The sequence below is a fragment of the Pseudomonas lurida genome, from assembly GCF_013522705.1.
In the GTDB taxonomy this organism is placed as follows: domain Bacteria; phylum Pseudomonadota; class Gammaproteobacteria; order Pseudomonadales; family Pseudomonadaceae; genus Aquipseudomonas; species Aquipseudomonas quebecensis.
Window position 1 is genome coordinate 44294 of record NZ_JAAMRE010000006.1, and the last position, 16751, is coordinate 61044.

Consider the following 16751-nt stretch of genomic DNA (forward strand, 5'->3'; position numbering starts at 1 on the left):
GTCACATAAAGCCCCGCACATGCGGGGCTTTTTATTCAAGGTTCGAAAGTGAACTTAAATAACATTTCATTTTGTTCAGAATCGCTCGATGTCACTGGCTTAAAGTTTCAAGCTGTTACGCACCGAGCCCACTTCATTCTTGCTTTCGTCATAGGCCTGTGCCTGACCGGCGTATGAAAATACATACGCTTTATCGGTATCCACCGCGCCTATCAATGTTTGCGAGAGCACGTGACGGCCGTTTTCGGTAATCACGCAAGTAGTTTCCAGCGCATCGAGACGGCTTAATGTCGTAGGGTGCATTTTGGTGCACACACTTTGATAGCCACCTTGGGCGAAGTCTTTCTGGATAGATTTGCGCATCTCCAGCAACACCCCTTGAAGATTAACTTTATGTCCCGCTTCAATGGGCGTACCGGTCAATTCCATAACCATCAGGGTCTTGCCATTCTCGTCATTCTTGATCGCCCGTTGCCGGGACACAGCCTGCGCCTGGGCGGGCGTATCCGCCGCAGGGGCCACCTCTTCGATCTGCCAGCCGCTGGGCCAATGGATTTCCGGTTCAGCAGCCACTGCCCACGGGCTGGCCAGCAGCACACACATAGCGCTCAATAGCGGTTTACGACAGTCGATCATTGCAAAAACACCAAAGGGTCGAGCCACAAAGTGTGAGCCCCTCCAGCGGCTGGTCGCAAGGCCCGCGCCGGGCTTTTTCATTTGGCGCGGCGGCCAGGCCTTGCGTATCATGGCCCGGCTGCATGAATGCTTGCCGCAAGCCAAGGGAGCGCTCCCGAGTGGAGTCGCGTTTGCCCCATTTTTTTCTGGAGGGCCCATGAGCCTGCACGAACTGAACACTGTCCCCGGCGTTACCGCGCAACCTGACACCGCCACCACGCACTTCGTGTTCAACCACACGATGCTGCGCGTCAAAGACATCACTCGTTCGCTGGATTTCTACACCCGCGTTCTGGGTTTCTCGCTGGTTGAAAAGCGCGATTTTCCGGAAGCCGAATTCAGCCTCTACTTCCTGGCCCTGGTGGACAAAACCCAGATCCCCGCAGACGCCGCCGAGCGTACTCAGTGGATGAAGTCGATCCCCGGCATCCTGGAACTGACCCACAACCACGGCACCGAAAACGACCCTGCCTTCGCCTACCACAACGGCAACACCGACCCGCGCGGCTTTGGTCATATCTGCATTTCGGTGCCGGATATCGTCGCTGCCTGCGAGCGCTTCGAAACCCTGGGCTGCGACTTCCAGAAGCGCCTGACCGATGGCCGCATGAAAAGCCTGGCGTTCATCAAGGACCCGGACGGTTACTGGGTTGAGATCATTCAGCCAGCACCGATGTAAACAAAAAACCCCATGATCGCTCATGGGGTTTTTCATTTGCGTGCTCGGTTTTACGCCGGGGCGGATGTGCGGATCAGGTGATCGAACGCGCTCAGGGAAGCCTTGGCGCCCTCGCCCACTGCAATCACGATCTGCTTGTACGGCACTGTGGTGACATCGCCGGCGGCAAACACGCCGGGCAGCGAGGTCTCACCACGGGCATCGACGATGATCTCGCCACGGGGCGTCAGCTCCACCGTGCCCTTGAGCCAGTCGGTATTGGGCAGTAGGCCGATCTGTACGAAAATGCCTTCCAGGTCGAGCGTTTTGAACGCACCGCTGTCGCGATCCTTGTATGCCAGGCCGGTGACTTTCTGACCGTCACCCTTCACTTCGCTGGTCAATGCGCTGGTGATCACCTCCACGTTCGGCAGGCTGTACAACTTGCGCTGCAGTACCGCATCGGCGCGCAGCTTGCTGTCGAACTCAAGCAGCGTCACGTGACTGACGATACCCGCCAGGTCGATGGCTGCTTCGACACCGGAGTTGCCGCCGCCGATCACCGCCACGCGCTTGCCCTTGAACAGCGGGCCGTCGCAGTGCGGGCAGAAGCACACGCCCTTGGCCTTGTATTCCTGCTCGCCCGGCACGCCCATTTCACGCCAGCGTGCGCCGGTGGCGAGGATCACCGTTCTGGACTTGAGCGTGGCGCCACTTTCGAAGCGGATCTCGTGCAGCTCTCCGGGATTCTTTGCTGGAACCAGGCTGCTGGCGCGCTGCAGGTTCATGATGTCAACGTCGTACTGACGCACGTGGGCTTCCAGGGCACTGGCCAGTTTCGGCCCTTCGGTTTCCTGGACCGAGATAAAGTTCTCGATCGACATCGTGTCCAGCACCTGGCCACCGAAACGCTCAGCGGCGACACCGGTGCGGATACCTTTACGTGCCGCGTAGATGGCCGCCGACGAGCCCGCCGGGCCTCCGCCGACCACCAGCACATCAAAGGCGGCCTTGGCGCTGATTTTCTCGGCAGCTTTTTCGGCGCCGCTGGTGTCGAGCTTGGCGAGGATTTCTTCCAGGCCCATGCGGCCCTGGCCGAAGTTCACACCATTGAGGTAGACGCTCGGTACCGCCATGATCTGACGTTCGTCGACTTCGGCCTGGAACAATGCGCCGTCGATGGCGACGTGGCGGATGTTGGGGTTGAGCACGGCCATCAGGTTCAACGCCTGGACCACGTCCGGGCAGTTCTGGCAGGAGAGTGAGAAGTACGTCTCGAAGCTGAACTCGCCCTTCAGCGCACGGATTTGTTCAATCACTTCAACACTGGCCTTCGACGGGTGGCCACCGACTTGCAGCAGGGCCAGCACCAACGAAGTGAATTCATGGCCCATGGGGATGCCGGCGAAACGCAGACTGATTTCGGCACCCGGGCGGTTGATGGAAAATGACGGCTTGCGCGCATCATCGCCATCGGTTTTCAACGTGATCAGCGTGGTGAGGCTGGTGACGTCTTGCAAAAGAGCCAGCATTTCCTGGGATTTCGCACCGTCGTCGAGGGAGGCGACGATCTCGATCGGCTGGGTGACCCGTTCCAGGTATGACTTCAACTGAGCTTTAAGATTGGCGTCCAACATACGGGCGATTTCCTGTTAATTCGGTTTATTACAGTCGAAAAAAAACGCCCGAGCGAATCTCGCCCGGGCGTTTTTAGGGGCGGTTGCGGCTTACTTCACAGGTGCGGAAACCCGCCCCAGGTGCTTCACAGACTTAGATCTTGCCGACCAGGTCCAGGGACGGAGCCAGGGTGGCCTCGCCTTCTTTCCACTTGGCTGGGCAGACTTCGCCCGGGTGGGCGGCAACGTATTGAGCAGCCTTGATTTTGCGCAGCAGCTCGGAAGCGTCACGGCCAACGCCGCCGTCGTTCAGCTCAACGATTTTGATCTGACCTTCCGGGTTGATCACGAAGGTACCGCGGTCCGCCAGGCCGGCTTCTTCGATCAGCACGTCGAAGTTGCGCGAGATGGTCAGGGTCGGGTCGCCGATCATGGTGTACTGGATTTTGCCGATGGCCGGCGAAGTGTTGTGCCAGGCTGCGTGGGCAAAGTGGGTGTCGGTGGAAACGCTGTAGATCTCGACGCCCAGTTTCTGGAACTCGGCATAGTTGTCAGCCAGGTCTTCCAGCTCGGTTGGGCAAACGAAGGTGAAGTCGGCTGGGTAGAAGAACACGACCGACCACTTGCCTTTCAGGTCAGCGTCGGTCACATCTACGAAGCTGCCGTTTTTGAACGCGGTGGCTTTGAACGGTTTTACTTGGCTGTTGATGATAGGCATCGTTGACTCTCCGTCAGGGGTTAAGAAGTTGATGGGGTGAATCCTACCCAGTCTGTTGATAGATGGCTCATTGGCAAACCTGATGCTGACGATTGGTTTTCGCTATCAGGTAACCGTATATATAGAAGAAAAATCAAATCAACGGTTGGCTGGCCAGCGTCATCCCCAGAAAGGGCGTCGCTTCAACATAGCGCATGGCGGATTTCATGTCGTTCCAGCCGACGTAACTCATCAACGACTTCATATCCCAGCCGCTGCGATGGGCCCAGGTGGCGAAGCCTCGGCGCAGCGAATGGCTGGTGTAGTGCTCGGCGGCAATCCCGGCCCGCTCAAGCGCCTGGCGCAATAGCGGAATGACACTATTGGCGTGCAAACCCGTCTCTGCCAGGTTGCCCCAGCGATCAATGCTGCGGAACACCGGCCCACGCACCAGCGCCGCGGCGTTCAGCCAGTCGCTGTAGGCCTGCACCGGGCACAAGCGCAACAATGCCGGCGTGTGATAGGTCTTGCCGAGGTTGTCGCGGTCACTTTTGCTGCGCGGCACATACAGGCTGATGCCGACGCCAGGCGTGGCCTGCACATGCTCGACCTGCAGACGGCACAGTTCGTCGCTGCGAAAGCCACGCCAGAAACCCAGCAGGATCAGCGCCGTATCGCGCTTGGCGCGCAGCAGGCGCGCGGGGTCCTGAGCCGCATTTGCCTCTTGCGCGTCGCGCTCAAGAAAGGCCACCACTTGCTCAAGATGCTGGAGCTGCAACGGCTCGGCCTGTTTTTCCCGCGCCGGGTGCACGGCGCGGATGCCTTTAAGCACCTTGCGCACCACCGGCGCCTTGGTCGGGTCGGGAAACCCCTGGCTGATGTGCCATTGCGCCAATGCAGACAGGCGCAGTTTGAGCGTGTTGACCGCCAGCACGCCCGCATGCGCCACCAGATAGCGCGCCACGCTGTCGCTGGTCGCCGGCAGGAAACCGCCCCAGATAACCTCGAAGTGCTCGATCGCGGCGCGATAGCTGCGACGCGTGTTATCGCGGGTGGCGGCGGTGAGGTATCGATCCAGATCGCTCATGGGCGGGCCTATTCGTACGGTAAACGGAGGTGGCAGGCGCTTAAAACGCGCATGACACGGGATAATACGCCAATATCCCATCTGTTGAATCTCAAATTTAACGGCGTTTTCATACGTGATACAGTATGTAAATACATACTATGTAAAACAGTATCAAATCGACGGAGACTCCATGGCACGCGGCGGCATTAACAAAGCAGTGGTTCAGACGGCACGCCTGGCGATCATCGCCCGTGGCGAACATCCCAGCATCGACGCGGTACGCATCGAAATGGGCAATACCGGCTCCAAAACCACCATTCATCGGTATCTGAAAGAGCTGGACGAGAGCGAAACCCGCGCCAGCATTACTGCGGCACCGATCGACGATGAATTGAGCGAACTGGTCGCGCGCCTGGCCCAGCGCCTTAAAGACAAGGCTCAAGAGCCGATCGACCTGGCATTGGCGCAATTTGAGCAAGAGAAGGCCGCCCTGCTCGCCCAACTGCAAACGCTGCAGGACGCGCACCAGCAACTTCAGCAACAGTTCGATATTCAGGCCGCCGCTCTGGCCGAAGAAAGCGCGGCACTGCAGACCGCCAGCACCAGCCTGCAGACAGAGCAGACCCGCAACGCCGGGCTCAGCCAGGCATGCAGCGATTACGAATTGCGCATCAACGACAAGGACGAGCAGATCCGCTCATTGGAAGACAAGCACACACACGCGCGGGATGCCCTTGAGCACTACCGCACGGCCATCAAGGAACAACGCGAGCAGGAACAGCGACGGCACGAGGGTCAGTTGCAGCAGATCCAGGCAGAACTGCGCCAGGCCCAGCAGAGCGCCATGGTTCGCCAGGACGAGATCACGCAATTGCATCGGGATAACGAACGCTTGCTCATTGAGCATCGAGTTACGCTCAAAGAGCTGGCGGCCCTGCAGGAGAGCGCCCGCAAGGATCAGGCCGAGCATCTCAAGCTCAACGAACGCCTTAATCGTATCGACAGCGAGCGCGCCTTGCTTGAGGAGCGCCTGCGCGTGGCATTGCTGGACAGTCAGTCGCGCCAGGAGGCATTGGCTGAATACCAGCAAGCCAACAAGGCCCTGGAACTGGACCTGATCAAGGCTCAGGCCAGTATCGAAGCCCTGCGTCTGGCTACCGCCGTTGCGACGGCGCCAGAGGCCAAGCCAGCCGACTGATCAGTCGGCCACAGGGGTGCGCATGGTGACGAATTCTTCCGCCGCCGTAGGATGCACGCCGATGGTTTCGTCGAAATGCCGTTTGGTCGCGCCCGCCTTGAGCGCGATCGCCAGGCCCTGGACGATTTCGCCGGCATCCGGCCCGACCATATGGCAGCCGAGCACCTTATCGGTGTCGGCATCCACCACCAGCTTCATCAGGGTTTTCTCCTGGCAGTCGGTCAGGGTCAGCTTCATCGGACGGAAACGGCTTTCGAACACCTGGACCTTGTGGCCGCTCTTCTTCGCCTCCTCCTCCGTGAGGCCCACCGTGCCGATATTCGGCAGGCTGAACACGGCGGTCGGGATCATCGCGTAGTCCACCGGGCGGTACTGCTCAGGCTTGAACAGGCGCCGCGCCACGGCCATGCCTTCAGCCAGGGCGACAGGCGTCAGCTGTACGCGGCCGATCACATCGCCGATGGCCAATATCGAAGGCTCGGTGGTCTCGTACTGATCATTGACCTGCACAAAGCCACGCTCATCGAGGGTGACGCCGGTGTTCTCCAGCCCAAGGTTATCCAGCATGGGGCGCCGACCGGTCGCGTAAAACACGCAATCGGCTTCCAGCACGCGACCATCCTTGAGGGTAGCTTTGAGACTGCCATCGGCTTGCTTGTCGATGCGTTCGATGTCTGCATTGAATTGCAGGTCCAGACCGCGCTTGGTCAGCTCCTCCTGCAAATGCTTGCGCACCGAGCCGTCAAACCCACGCAGGAACAAATCACCGCGGTACAACAGGCGGGTTTGCGCGCCCAGTCCATGGAAGATTCCGGCAAACTCAACGGCGATATAACCGCCGCCAACTACCAGCACGCGCTTTGGCAGCTCCTTGAGGAAGAACGCTTCATTGGAGCCAATCGCATGTTCGCGCCCGGGGATATCCGGAATCTGCGGCCAGCCGCCCGTGGCGATCAGGATGTGCCTGGCCGTGAAACGCTCGCCATTGATTTCCACCTGATGTGGATCCACCAGGCGCGCATGCCCTTCGTGCAGGGTCACGCCGCTGTTGACCAGCAGGTTGCGATAGATGCCGTTGAGGCGGTTGATCTCGCGATCCTTATTGGCGATCAGCGTCGCCCAATCGAAATTCGCCTCGCCCAGGGACCAGCCAAAACCGCTGGCCTGCTCGAAATCCTCGGCAAAATGCGCGCCGTACACCAACAGTTTTTTCGGCACGCAGCCCACGTTCACGCAGGTGCCACCCAGGTAGCGGCTTTCCGCGACGGCCACCTTGGCGCCGAAGCCTGCGGCGAAACGCGCTGCGCGAACACCGCCGGAACCGGCGCCAATTACATACAGATCAAAATCGTAGGCCATTTCACTCTCCTCGGCAGGACATCAGCATACCGACTTACATGGGGCTGAAAAACGAAAAAGCCACCCGAAGGTGGCTTTCTCTTAAAACCAGCGAACAGGCGTGAATCAGTAAGCCTTGCCAGTTTTGTAGAAGTGCTCGTAGCAGAAGTTGGTTGCTTCGATGTAGCCTTCCGCGCCGCCGCAGTCGAAGCGCTGGCCCTTGAACTTGTAGGCAATTACACAGCCATCTTTGGCCTGCTTCAACAGGGCGTCGGTGATCTGAATCTCGCCACCTTTGCCTGGCTCGGTTTCTTCGATCAGCTTGAAGATGTCCGGGGTCAGGATGTAGCGACCGATAATGGCCAGGTTGGACGGTGCGTCTTCCGGCGCCGGCTTCTCGACCATGTCGCGTACGCGGATCAGGCCATCACCAATGTCGTCGCCGGCAATAACGCCGTACTTGTTGGTTTCGGTCGGGTTGACTTCCATCACTGCGACGATAGTGCAGCGGTATTTCTGGTACAGCTTGACCATCTGGGTCAGTACGCCGTCGCCTTCCAGGTTCACACACAGGTCATCCGCCAGTACCACGGCGAACGGTTCGTCACCGATCAGCGGACGGCCGGTCAGGATGGCGTGGCCGAGGCCTTTCATCTGGGTCTGGCGAGTGTAGGAGAACGAGCACTCGTCCAACAGTTTGCGGATGCCGACCAGGTATTTTTCCTTGTCGGTGCCCTTGATCTGATTTTCCAGCTCGTAGCTGATGTCAAAGTGGTCTTCCAGCGCGCGCTTACCGCGACCGGTCACGATGGAGATTTCGTTCAGACCGGCATCCAGGGCTTCTTCCACACCGTACTGAATCAGTGGCTTGTTCACCACCGGCAGCATCTCTTTGGGCATGGCCTTGGTCGCTGGCAAGAAGCGAGTGCCGTAACCGGCTGCTGGGAACAAGCATTTCTTGATCATATGGGTCCTTACAAAGGGCTATGCGTACGGAATTCGGCGCAGTCTAATCAGGCCGCAGCCACCTTACAATGGGTCCTGCTGGCGTTGCGATGTCATCATAGAGAAAAAAACTGAGCGTAAGTTCCACTTATCTTACAAACAGCAGCGCCATTGACTCGGCAAAATTGCCGACTGCTTATGGCCGCTATCTACCTGAATCTTTTAGCACGCTTTCGCGGCGGTGCGTTGACGTGGATTAACGTGCACGTGTCGACGACATTTGGCGCTATGATTGCGCCCTTGAACCAGACCACGAGATTGTTAATAGATGTCAGAACCCAAAGGTGTGAACGGCTACCTGATTACCCAGCGTGCGGACGGCTGGCACTTGATCAACTTTCACGGCGACAGCGTTGCCGGTTGCTTCGCGACCGAGCGTGAAGCCATTGCGGTCGCTGAAGTGTTCGTGGACGAAGCCGGTCACGCATCGAGCAAGCGGCCGAAGGGCAAGTAAGCTGCGGCCCGGGTACATGAAGCCTCGCATAGCGAGGCTTTTTTGCGTTTGTCTGTACGTAGATGGCAGTTCGCTATAATCTTCGGCAAACGCCCCACGACAGTGTCAGCGCGTCCCTCCTAACACCCTTGATGACGAACACCTATGAACAAGATTCTGGCACTGACTGCAGTCCTGGCGCTCGCCGGCTGCACTACCACCTCTGACGTCTATTTGAAAAACGGCGAACAAGGCCTGACCATCGACTGTTCCGGCGAAGCCAATTCCTGGGCCAGCTGCTACGAAAAAGCCGATGCATCCTGCGCGGGCACCGGCTATCGCATCGTTGGCACCGAAGGCACGCCGTCGCTCAAGGAGAGCGACAAGACCCTGGGGCAGGACGTAGGCAACTACAAAAACCGCAGCGTGGTTGTGGTCTGCAAGTAAGCGTTTATAGCTGTATGTCGGCGAACTTGATGCCCAGGCCGCGAATGGTCTCGATCAGGTCATCCAGCCGCTGGAAAGATTCCACTTCATCCTGATCGTCCACCAGGAAAAAACTGCGACCGCCGCTCTTTTTGAAAAACACGATCCACTCGCCCAGATCGGCCGGATTCTGGATGACATGGGTGGCCGAGATCTGACCCTCGGCGTGGCGGGCTCTGACATCTTCACGTTTCATAACGGGCTTCCAAAAAAGACAAATACCGCGCAACCCCAGGGCTGCGCGGTATTTTTGCATTGAATGGCCGACAGTCTAACGGATGCCCTGCCCGATCAGCACGCCTTCCACTGTTTGGCCATATAGATTGACACCGTCATTGGCATGAAACTTCACCCGGGTTTTCTCTACCGAGCCCTCAATCAGGCGCGGGTCCTGCGGCCGCTCATGACTGTTGATGTAGGCTGCGACATCCCAGGCCTGCTGGTCGCTCAAGCTGGCGCCTTTACCCAGCGGCATGTTGTGCTTGATAAACGCAGCCGCCGTGTTGATCCGGTGCATGCCGGCGCCCCAGTTGTAGGAGTCTTTACCCCACAGCGGCGGCATCGCGTAGTGATCGCCGACCTTTTGCCCCTGCCCTTGCGCGCCATGGCAAACCGCGCACTGATCCCCATACACCTGTGCGCCTCGGACGATGCTGTAGCCCTGCGCGGGTTGTGCCACATCGGGGTAACCGCGCCCCGGCTGTTCCACGCCCAAGGGTGCCTTACTGGCCAGCCAATAGGAATACACGGACAACGCGGTGATTTCCGGGCTGTCGGCAGCCGGCGGGGTGCCACCGTTCATGCTGAATTGGAAACAGCCCTGGAGCCGCTCGGCGTAGGTGTTGACCTTGTCGTTTTTCTTGCGGTAAGCCGGATACATCGGATAAGCCGCCCACAATGGCGCCGAGTTGGCCAGGCGCCCCTGGTCCAGATGGCAATTGCTGCAATTAAGGCCGTTGCCGACAAATTGCGGCGCCAGGCGCTTGGTGTCGACGAATAAGGCATATCCCTGCCTGACCAGCTTGCCGTACGCATTATCCGGCAAGTCTTTTTCCGACGGTGGCTGAAACAACGCGGCTTGTTGACCAGCCGGGCGTGGCACCAGCTGGGATTGATCTTCCATGGCAATGGTCGCGGCCTGGATCGGCAGAGCCATCAACAAGCCGACCACGCTTACAAGCACAAACGGCTTCATGGCTTGACCTCCAGGCTTAACGACGCGAAATACTGGGCCACGTCCTGGGCTTCCTGCGCAGTCAGTGACTTGGCGATAGGCCCCATCAGGTCGTTGACATCGTTGTGACGGGTGCCGTTCTGCCACGCGATCAACTGCGCGGCGAGGTAGCCCGCGGGCTGCCCGGCAAGCGGCGGGAACGTATCGCCGACGCCGCTGCCCGCCGGCCCGTGACAGCTGACACAGGCTGGAATCTGCCGCTCCCACGCGCCTTGCAAGGCAAGTTTCTGCGCGGCATTGGTCGGCATTTCGCTGCGATACACCGGGACGGGGGCGGCAGCCGGCATTGCGGCGATGGTCTGGCTCAGCGCTTGCACCTCGGCATCCGTCAGCGCGATTGCCAGTGGACGCATCACCGGGTTATCGCGACTGCCACGCTTAAAGTCCTCCAATTGCTTACGCAGATAAGCCGCAGGCAATCCGGCCAACCTCGGAAAACCCGCCGCCGCGACACCGCCGCCATCCGCCCCGTGGCACGCGACGCAGGCCATCGCTGCGGGCTGCGCGCCCCCCTCGGTGAAAATCTTGCTGCCATCCAACGCGTGCGCGCTGCCCAGCAGAAAAAACAGTGCACTCCCCACCAGTGTTCGTTGCAGAGGTCTCATCATCACTCCCTGTTTATAGTTATAAGCTTAGACATTCACGGTATAAGCCTTACAAATAACATGGGAATGATCCTGCTTCCACAACATTCCAGGCAGCATTAAAAAAGCCTGGCGCTGCGTTTGCAGGGCCAGGCTTTTATCGGATTCGAAGGCGCGCGCCGGGCTGGAGATCAGCCAGAGATGCAGTCTTCACCGGCTTTTTTCACATCACCTGGGCGAATCGGCACGTTCGACATGCTCTCGTAGAGCTTGATGCTGCTGCCGCTGGAGCGCTCTTCAATTTCGAAGATCGCCGATGGGTCAGCCGAGAATTTCTGCGGCACGATCACACGCACGCCTTCCTTGTGAGGTTCGATCTGCGAAGGACGACGTGTCGTGGACAATTTGTGTACGACACAAGCAGCGTATTCCTGCGGCTTTTTCCCGGAAATGACCGCCAATGTCGGCGGGGTCTGCTTGATGTCTGCAACCGAAGCACACCCACCCAACGCCAAGGCCAGAACCAACACACTCCACTTCATACAAAACCTCCGATAAAGACCCTACGACAGCGGGGATGGTAATTTTCTCCCGGACACGTAGGATTTATCCCTAATCACACGGTAAATAACTGTTTTAAATTGTCGACGGCGTCGAAGACGGGCCGATAATAAACGCGCTGGGGCTGATAAACTCCATCTTAACCTACGTATCCTTCTGATTTTGCAGAAAAAGCCCTTCTGGAGACACTCCCATGAAATTCATCCACCAGCGCGAGCACCTCAACGAGGGAGATATTGTTGTCATCGAATGCTCGCAGACTTGTAATATCCGTCTGATGAGCGATGCGAACTTTCGCAGCTTCAAGAACGGCGGGCGCCACACCTACCATGGCGGCGCGTTTGACAAATTCCCGGCTAAAATCACCGCGCCGAGCACCGGGTTCTGGAACATCACCCTGGACGTCGTCACCCGCCGCGCCATCAGCGTGACCCGCAAACCTGCTTTGTCCCACAAGATTCGCATCGTGCGTCGTACCAGCTCCAAGCTGAGCTGATCCGCCCTTTCACAGGAAATAGCCGTGACCGCCACCACAAAATACGTGATCAAGTACAAACTCAACGACGAGCGTCGTTTCGAGTTTGCCCACCTGCACAGCGACGACGTGGAAGAAGCCAAGCAAGCCTTGGCGAAAATTCACGATGAGAATGATCGCATCACCGACATCAGCGTGAGCAAGGCGCTGTAAGACCATGTCCGGTCCCACTTCTGACCTGTTCGCCGAAGACGCGCTGCAACAGCCCAGCGGGCGCGAGCAGATCGGTGAACAGTCCTACGTGCTAAGGGGCTATGCCCTGCCCTGGATTGAGCGCCTTCTGCCCGAACTGCGGCACGTGCTGGCCCAAGCCCCCTTTCGGCAAATGGTCACGCCGGGGGGCTTTACCATGTCGGCGGCGTTGACCAGTTGCGGCGAGTTGGGCTGGACCACGGACGCCTCCGGCTATCGGTACTCGCACCTGGACCCGCGCAGCCAGCAACCCTGGCCGGCCTTGCCCGATGCCTTGCGCGAATTGGCGGTCCAGGCAGCGGCAGACGCCGGTTTCGCCGACTTTGCTCCGGACGCTTGCCTGATCAACCGCTATGTCCCCGGAGCCAAGATGTCGCTGCATCAGGACAAAAACGAGCGCGACTACGGCGCACCGGTGGTATCGGTATCGTTGGGCCTGCCGGCGATCTTCCTGTTCGGCGGCCACGCTCGATCGGACAAGCCGCAGAAAATCTCGCTGTTCCATGGCGATGTGGTGGTCTGGGGTGGGGTGGACCGCCTGCGCTTTCACGGGGTTATGCCGGTCAAGGAAGGCGTGCACCCGGTGATGGGCCCGCAACGCATCAACCTGACCCTGCGCACCGCCGGATGATTTGACCGCAAGCTTCGGGGTGTCAGGCCGTCGCGGCACGGCTAATCTGCCATAAAGCCGTCAAGAGTGCCGACCATGCTGACTGAACAAGACCCTCGTTGGGCCGCTGTCCTGGCCCGCGATGCCAGCGCCGACGGACTGTTTGTCTACGGTGTCAAAACCACCGGCGTGTATTGCCGCCCCAGCAGCGCGTCACGACTGCCGCGCCTGGAAAATATCGAGTTCTTTGACACCCCGGCGCAGGCCGAGGCCGCCGGTTATCGTGCCAGCCGGCGCGCGGCCGGCGACCAGACGCAACGCGCCGCGCACCATGCGCAATTGGTGGCCGATGCGTGTCGCCTCATCGAACAGAGCGTTGCGCCGCCGTCCCTGGCCACCCTCGCGGCCCAGTCCGGCCTGAGCCCTTATCATTTTCACCGGGTGTTCAAGGCGGTGACCGGCCTGACGCCCAAGGGCTACGCCACCGCGCATCGCTCTCGCAAAGTGCGCAATGGGCTCAAAGATCAACACTCGGTCACGGCGGCCCTTTATGACGCGGGCTTCAATTCCAGCAGTCGCTTTTACGAGTCAGCCGACCAACTGCTCGGCATGACCGCCAGCGACTATAAAGCCGGCGGCGCCCACAACGTCATTCGGTTCGCGGTAGGTCAGTGTTCGCTGGGCGCGATCCTGGTCGCGCGCAGCAACCGTGGCGTGTGTGCGATCCTGCTCGGGGACGACCCGGACACCCTGGTGCGCAACCTGCAGGACCAGTTTCCCAAGGCCGAGCTGGTCGGCGCCGACTCGAGTTTCGAGCAGTGGGTTGCCCAGGTCGTCGGCTTTATCGAAGCGCCCGCGCTGGGCCTCGACCTGCCGCTGGATGTGCGCGGCACTGCATTCGAGCAGCGCGTGTGGCAAGCCTTGCGCGATATCCCCGTGGGCAGCACGGCCAGCTATGCACAGATCGCCGAGCGGATCGGGGCACCCAAGTCATATCGCGCGGTGGCCCAGGCGTGCGGCGCTAACCGTCTGGCGGTGGCAATCCCCTGCCATCGCGTGGTGCGCAGCGATGGTGAGCTGTCAGGCTATCGTTGGGGCGTTGCGCGCAAGCAGGCGTTGCTGGAGCGCGAGCGTAACAACGAAGGCTGACAGAGCTGCACGAAATGTCCGCTGCGTCCAGTGAATAAAACAGACTGGCCGCGTGCCATACGCCCTGCTAAAAACAGCGAAACCCCTGACCTTCGCTGGAGACCCTCCCATGAGCACCTGGCCTGACACCCGTATTCTCGACTTGCTCGGCATCGAGTTACCCATCATCCAGGCGCCCATGGCCGTAGGCACCACACCCGCCATGGTCATTGCCGCTAACCAGGCGGGAGCGTTGGGCTCATTGCCCGCCGCCACGCTGAGCATCGAACAACTGCGCGAAGACCTGCGCACCCTGCGCGCGGCCAGCAGCCGTCCGATCAACGTGAATTTCTTCTGCCATCAGCCACCGGTCCCGGACGACGCCCGCGACCACCACTGGAAGGCATTGCTGCAACCCTATTACCGCGAACTGGGTGTCGATTTCGAGGCGCCGACTCCGGTGTCCAACCGCGCGCCGTTCAACGACGAGGCCTGCCAGGTGGTGGAAGCGTTCCGCCCCGAGGTCGTCAGCTTTCACTTCGGGCTGCCGGAAAAAGCACTGCTGGATCGGGTCAAGGCCACCGGAGCCAAGGTGCTGTCGTCGGCCACCACGGTCGAAGAAGCCATCTGGCTGCAGGCCAACGGCTGCGATGCAATCATCGCCATGGGCATCGAGGCTGGCGGTCATCGTGGCATGTTCCTCAGTGATGACCTCAACACCCAGATCGGCCTGATGGCGCTGGTGCCGCAGATCGTCGACGCGGTCACCGTGCCGGTGATCGCCGCCGGCGGTATTGGCGATGCGCGAGGTATCGTCGCGGCGTTCGCCCTCGGCGCCTCGGCGGTGCAGATCGGCACGGCGTACCTGTCTACCCCCGAAGCCAACGTGAGCGCGGCTCATCACCACGCGCTGCGCCATGCCCAGGCCAGCGAAACTGCGTTGACCAACCTGTTCACCGGACGCCCGGCGCGGGGCATCGTCAACCGAGTCATGCGCGAACTGGGCGCAATGAACCCGGCAGCGCCTGCGTTTCCCCGGGCCGGCGGCGCGCTGATGCCGCTCAAGGCCAAGGATGAGGGCGGTTTCAGCAACCTGTGGTCGGGCCAGGCGTTACGGCTGGGCCGCGACATTGGCACTTACGAGCTGACGCGCCAATTGGCCCAGCAGGCGCTGGCCAGGCTCAGATAACCCTGGCTGTTGCGGCAACGTTGCACTGTACCGGCAGTGGTGGAGCGCTATATATTCGCGTACATAGCGATTAACCCATGCCGTGCATTCCAAGGAGCTGCTTCATGCTGATTCATGCCTCACGTCTGGCCGTCCTGGCTAGCGCCCTCGTTTTCGGCGCGGCCCACGCCGATGAAGTGCAGGTGGCGGTGGCCGCCAACTTCACCGCGCCGATCCAGGCGATTGCCACCGATTTCGAGCAGGACACCGGGCATAAACTGGTCGCATCCTACGGTGCCACCGGGCAGTTCTACACTCAGATCAAGAACGGCGCGCCATTCCAAGTATTCCTCAGCGCCGACGACACCACCCCGCAGAAGCTCGAAAACGAAGGCGATACCGTCAAAGGTTCGCGCTTCACTTACGCCGTGGGCACCCTCGCGCTGTGGTCGGCCCAGGCCGGTTATGTCGACGCAGGCGGTGAGGTGTTAAAGCGCAACCAGTTCAAACATTTGTCCATCGCCAACCCGAAAGCCGCGCCTTATGGCCTGGCCGCCACCCAGGTCCTGGCCAAGCAGGGTCTGAGCGAACAGCTCAAGAGCAAGCTCGTCGAAGGCCAGAACATTACCCAGGCCTATCAGTTCGTTTCCACCGGCAACGCCGAGCTGGGTTTCGTGGCCTTGTCGCAGATCTATAAAGACGGCAAAGTCGCCAGCGGTTCGGCCTGGATTGTCCCCGCGTCCTTGCACGACCCCATCAAGCAGGACGCGGTGATCCTTAACAAAGGCAAAGACAGCGCCGCAGCCAAAGCGCTGGTCGAATACCTCAAAGGGCCGAAAGCCGCTGCCGTTATCAAATCCTACGGTTACGAGCTGTAAATGCCCTTATCGAGTGCCGATTTTTCCGCGATCTGGTTGACCGTCAAACTCGCGACACTGACCACCGTGATCCTGCTGGTCATCGGCACTCCGATTGCCCTGTGGCTGTCGCGCACGCGCTCCTGGTGGCGCGGCCCCGTGGGCGCGATCGTCGCCCTGCCGCTGGTGCTGCCGCCGACGGTCATTGGTTTCTACCTGCTGCTGACCATGGGTCCCAACGGCTATTTCGGCCAGCTCACGCAGTGGTTGGGCCTGGGCACCCTCACGTTCAGCTTCACCGGCCTGGTCATCGGTTCGGTGATCTACTCCATGCCATTTGTGGTGCAGCCATTGCAGAACGCCTTTTCGGCCATCGGTACGCGGCCTTTGGAAGTCGCGGCGACACTGCGCGCCGGACCTTGGGACACGTTCTTCAGCGTGATCCTGCCCCTGGCGCGCCCGGGTTTTATCACCGCGTCCATCCTGGGCTTTGCCCACACTGTCGGTGAGTTCGGCGTGGTGCTGATGATCGGCGGCAATATCCCGGACAAGACCCGCGTGGTCTCGGTGCAGATCTACGACCATGTCGAAGCCATGGAATATGCCCAGGCCCATTGGCTGGCGGGCGCCATGGTAGTGTTCGCGTTTTTTGTGTTGCTGGCGCTCTACTCCAGCCGTAAAACCAGACTGGGCTGGAGCTGATGTCG

Annotated in this window: 21 protein-coding genes; 11 read left to right on the forward strand and 10 right to left on the reverse strand. The window is 59.9% G+C overall.

Translation table 11 applies throughout. From position 1 onward, the window contains the following. Positions 1 to 99: 99 nt before the first annotated feature. The gene (locus G7025_RS07240) at positions 100 to 636 is read right to left on the reverse strand and encodes a DUF4946 domain-containing protein (protein ID WP_181077967.1); all 537 of its coding nucleotides are present in this window, start codon (positions 634 to 636) and stop codon (positions 100 to 102) included. Positions 637 to 832: 196 nt separating this feature from the next. Between G7025_RS07240 and gloA the strand changes: the two genes are divergently transcribed. Then, on the forward strand, positions 833 to 1354 hold the full coding sequence (gloA, locus tag G7025_RS07245; protein WP_181077713.1) for a lactoylglutathione lyase: 522 nt from the start codon (positions 833 to 835) through the stop codon (positions 1352 to 1354). 50 nt (positions 1355 to 1404) lie between these two features. On the opposite strand, the gene ahpF is transcribed toward gloA, so the two are convergent. The 3 genes from ahpF to G7025_RS07260 form a co-directional block, all read right to left on the reverse strand. After that, complete coding sequence (gene ahpF / locus G7025_RS07250) at positions 1405 to 2970, reverse strand: alkyl hydroperoxide reductase subunit F (protein WP_181077714.1); 1566 nt, start codon at positions 2968 to 2970, stop codon at positions 1405 to 1407. Between the two features lie 133 nt (positions 2971 to 3103). Next, on the reverse strand, positions 3104 to 3667 hold the full coding sequence (ahpC, locus tag G7025_RS07255; protein WP_003191303.1) for an alkyl hydroperoxide reductase subunit C: 564 nt from the start codon (positions 3665 to 3667) through the stop codon (positions 3104 to 3106). 133 nt (positions 3668 to 3800) lie between these two features. After that, positions 3801 to 4733, reverse strand: coding sequence for a site-specific integrase (locus tag G7025_RS07260; RefSeq protein WP_181077716.1), 933 nt, complete (start codon positions 4731 to 4733; stop codon positions 3801 to 3803). A 172-nt stretch (positions 4734 to 4905) separates the two neighbouring features. Between G7025_RS07260 and G7025_RS07265 the strand changes: the two genes are divergently transcribed. Further along, on the forward strand, positions 4906 to 5913 hold the full coding sequence (locus G7025_RS07265) for a DNA-binding protein (RefSeq protein ID WP_181077718.1): 1008 nt from the start codon (positions 4906 to 4908) through the stop codon (positions 5911 to 5913). On the opposite strand, the gene gorA is transcribed toward G7025_RS07265, so the two are convergent. Beyond that, positions 5914 to 7272, reverse strand: a complete 1359-nt coding sequence (gorA, locus tag G7025_RS07270; RefSeq protein ID WP_181077720.1) for a glutathione-disulfide reductase — start codon at positions 7270 to 7272, stop codon at positions 5914 to 5916. It lies immediately after the preceding gene. Positions 7273 to 7377: 105 nt separating this feature from the next. After that, positions 7378 to 8217: a UTP--glucose-1-phosphate uridylyltransferase GalU gene (galU, locus tag G7025_RS07275; protein ID WP_003173830.1), complete on the reverse strand. Its 840-nt coding sequence runs from the start codon at positions 8215 to 8217 to the stop codon at positions 7378 to 7380. Positions 8218 to 8524: 307 nt separating this feature from the next. Between galU and G7025_RS07280 the strand changes: the two genes are divergently transcribed. Beyond that, a complete protein-coding gene (locus G7025_RS07280; protein WP_181077722.1) occupies positions 8525 to 8710 on the forward strand; it encodes a hypothetical protein in 186 nt (61 codons plus the stop codon). Between the two features lie 144 nt (positions 8711 to 8854). Beyond that, positions 8855 to 9136 (forward strand): hypothetical protein, encoded by a 282-nt coding sequence (locus G7025_RS07285; protein WP_181077723.1) that lies wholly within the window; start codon positions 8855 to 8857, stop codon positions 9134 to 9136. Positions 9137 to 9140: 4 nt separating this feature from the next. On the opposite strand, the gene G7025_RS07290 is transcribed toward G7025_RS07285, so the two are convergent. From G7025_RS07290 to G7025_RS07305, 4 genes are all read right to left on the reverse strand, one after another. Then, on the reverse strand, positions 9141 to 9371 hold the full coding sequence (locus G7025_RS07290; RefSeq protein WP_034098003.1) for a hypothetical protein: 231 nt from the start codon (positions 9369 to 9371) through the stop codon (positions 9141 to 9143). Between the two features lie 75 nt (positions 9372 to 9446). Beyond that, a complete protein-coding gene (locus tag G7025_RS07295) occupies positions 9447 to 10370 on the reverse strand; it encodes a c-type cytochrome (protein WP_181077725.1) in 924 nt (307 codons plus the stop codon). After that, entirely contained in the window at positions 10367 to 11014 is a 648-nt protein-coding gene (locus G7025_RS07300; RefSeq protein WP_181077727.1) for a c-type cytochrome, read from the reverse strand. The genes G7025_RS07295 and G7025_RS07300 overlap by 4 nt, the downstream gene beginning before the upstream one ends. Positions 11015 to 11184: 170 nt before the next feature. Beyond that, on the reverse strand, positions 11185 to 11535 hold the full coding sequence (locus G7025_RS07305; protein WP_181077729.1) for a hypothetical protein: 351 nt from the start codon (positions 11533 to 11535) through the stop codon (positions 11185 to 11187). Positions 11536 to 11747: 212 nt separating this feature from the next. Between G7025_RS07305 and G7025_RS07310 the strand changes: the two genes are divergently transcribed. From G7025_RS07310 to modB, 7 genes are all read left to right on the forward strand, one after another. Continuing rightward, positions 11748 to 12050, forward strand: coding sequence for a DUF1883 domain-containing protein (locus G7025_RS07310; protein ID WP_003191319.1), 303 nt, complete (start codon positions 11748 to 11750; stop codon positions 12048 to 12050). 24 nt (positions 12051 to 12074) lie between these two features. Further along, positions 12075 to 12242, forward strand: coding sequence for a hypothetical protein (locus G7025_RS07315; RefSeq protein ID WP_181077731.1), 168 nt, complete (start codon positions 12075 to 12077; stop codon positions 12240 to 12242). 4 nt (positions 12243 to 12246) lie between these two features. Continuing rightward, the gene (alkB, locus tag G7025_RS07320) at positions 12247 to 12912 is read left to right on the forward strand and encodes a DNA oxidative demethylase AlkB (protein ID WP_181077733.1); all 666 of its coding nucleotides are present in this window, start codon (positions 12247 to 12249) and stop codon (positions 12910 to 12912) included. Positions 12913 to 12987: 75 nt separating this feature from the next. Continuing rightward, positions 12988 to 14040 (forward strand): bifunctional DNA-binding transcriptional regulator/O6-methylguanine-DNA methyltransferase Ada, encoded by a 1053-nt coding sequence (gene ada / locus G7025_RS07325; protein WP_181077736.1) that lies wholly within the window; start codon positions 12988 to 12990, stop codon positions 14038 to 14040. Between the two features lie 109 nt (positions 14041 to 14149). After that, positions 14150 to 15208 carry an NAD(P)H-dependent flavin oxidoreductase gene (locus G7025_RS07330; protein WP_181077738.1) on the forward strand — a complete coding sequence of 353 codons (1059 nt, stop codon included), beginning with the start codon at positions 14150 to 14152 and terminating at the stop codon, positions 15206 to 15208. 104 nt (positions 15209 to 15312) lie between these two features. After that, positions 15313 to 16065 carry a molybdate ABC transporter substrate-binding protein gene (modA, locus tag G7025_RS07335; protein ID WP_181077740.1) on the forward strand — a complete coding sequence of 251 codons (753 nt, stop codon included), beginning with the start codon at positions 15313 to 15315 and terminating at the stop codon, positions 16063 to 16065. Then, a complete protein-coding gene (modB, locus tag G7025_RS07340; RefSeq protein ID WP_181077742.1) occupies positions 16066 to 16746 on the forward strand; it encodes a molybdate ABC transporter permease subunit in 681 nt (226 codons plus the stop codon). Positions 16747 to 16751 lie beyond the last annotated feature (5 nt).

Bases quoted from the DNA above. Each gene is read 5' to 3' on its own strand.
- G7025_RS07240 (WP_181077967.1), bottom strand. From the start codon at position 636: ATGATCGACTGTCGTAAACCGCTATTGAGCGCTATGTGTGTGCTGCTG.
- gloA (WP_181077713.1), top strand. From the start codon at position 833: ATGAGCCTGCACGAACTGAACACTGTCCCCGGCGTTACCGCGCAACCT.
- ahpF (WP_181077714.1), bottom strand. From the start codon at position 2,970: ATGTTGGACGCCAATCTTAAAGCTCAGTTGAAGTCATACCTGGAACGG.
- ahpC (WP_003191303.1), bottom strand. From the start codon at position 3,667: ATGCCTATCATCAACAGCCAAGTAAAACCGTTCAAAGCCACCGCGTTC.
- G7025_RS07260 (WP_181077716.1), bottom strand. From the start codon at position 4,733: ATGAGCGATCTGGATCGATACCTCACCGCCGCCACCCGCGATAACACG.
- G7025_RS07265 (WP_181077718.1), top strand. From the start codon at position 4,906: ATGGCACGCGGCGGCATTAACAAAGCAGTGGTTCAGACGGCACGCCTG.
- gorA (WP_181077720.1), bottom strand. From the start codon at position 7,272: ATGGCCTACGATTTTGATCTGTATGTAATTGGCGCCGGTTCCGGCGGT.
- galU (WP_003173830.1), bottom strand. From the start codon at position 8,217: ATGATCAAGAAATGCTTGTTCCCAGCAGCCGGTTACGGCACTCGCTTC.
- G7025_RS07280 (WP_181077722.1), top strand. From the start codon at position 8,525: ATGTCAGAACCCAAAGGTGTGAACGGCTACCTGATTACCCAGCGTGCG.
- G7025_RS07285 (WP_181077723.1), top strand. From the start codon at position 8,855: ATGAACAAGATTCTGGCACTGACTGCAGTCCTGGCGCTCGCCGGCTGC.
- G7025_RS07290 (WP_034098003.1), bottom strand. From the start codon at position 9,371: ATGAAACGTGAAGATGTCAGAGCCCGCCACGCCGAGGGTCAGATCTCG.
- G7025_RS07295 (WP_181077725.1), bottom strand. From the start codon at position 10,370: ATGAAGCCGTTTGTGCTTGTAAGCGTGGTCGGCTTGTTGATGGCTCTG.
- G7025_RS07300 (WP_181077727.1), bottom strand. From the start codon at position 11,014: ATGAGACCTCTGCAACGAACACTGGTGGGGAGTGCACTGTTTTTTCTG.
- G7025_RS07305 (WP_181077729.1), bottom strand. From the start codon at position 11,535: ATGAAGTGGAGTGTGTTGGTTCTGGCCTTGGCGTTGGGTGGGTGTGCT.
- G7025_RS07310 (WP_003191319.1), top strand. From the start codon at position 11,748: ATGAAATTCATCCACCAGCGCGAGCACCTCAACGAGGGAGATATTGTT.
- alkB (WP_181077733.1), top strand. From the start codon at position 12,247: ATGTCCGGTCCCACTTCTGACCTGTTCGCCGAAGACGCGCTGCAACAG.
- ada (WP_181077736.1), top strand. From the start codon at position 12,988: ATGCTGACTGAACAAGACCCTCGTTGGGCCGCTGTCCTGGCCCGCGAT.
- G7025_RS07330 (WP_181077738.1), top strand. From the start codon at position 14,150: ATGAGCACCTGGCCTGACACCCGTATTCTCGACTTGCTCGGCATCGAG.
- modA (WP_181077740.1), top strand. From the start codon at position 15,313: ATGCTGATTCATGCCTCACGTCTGGCCGTCCTGGCTAGCGCCCTCGTT.
- modB (WP_181077742.1), top strand. From the start codon at position 16,066: ATGCCCTTATCGAGTGCCGATTTTTCCGCGATCTGGTTGACCGTCAAA.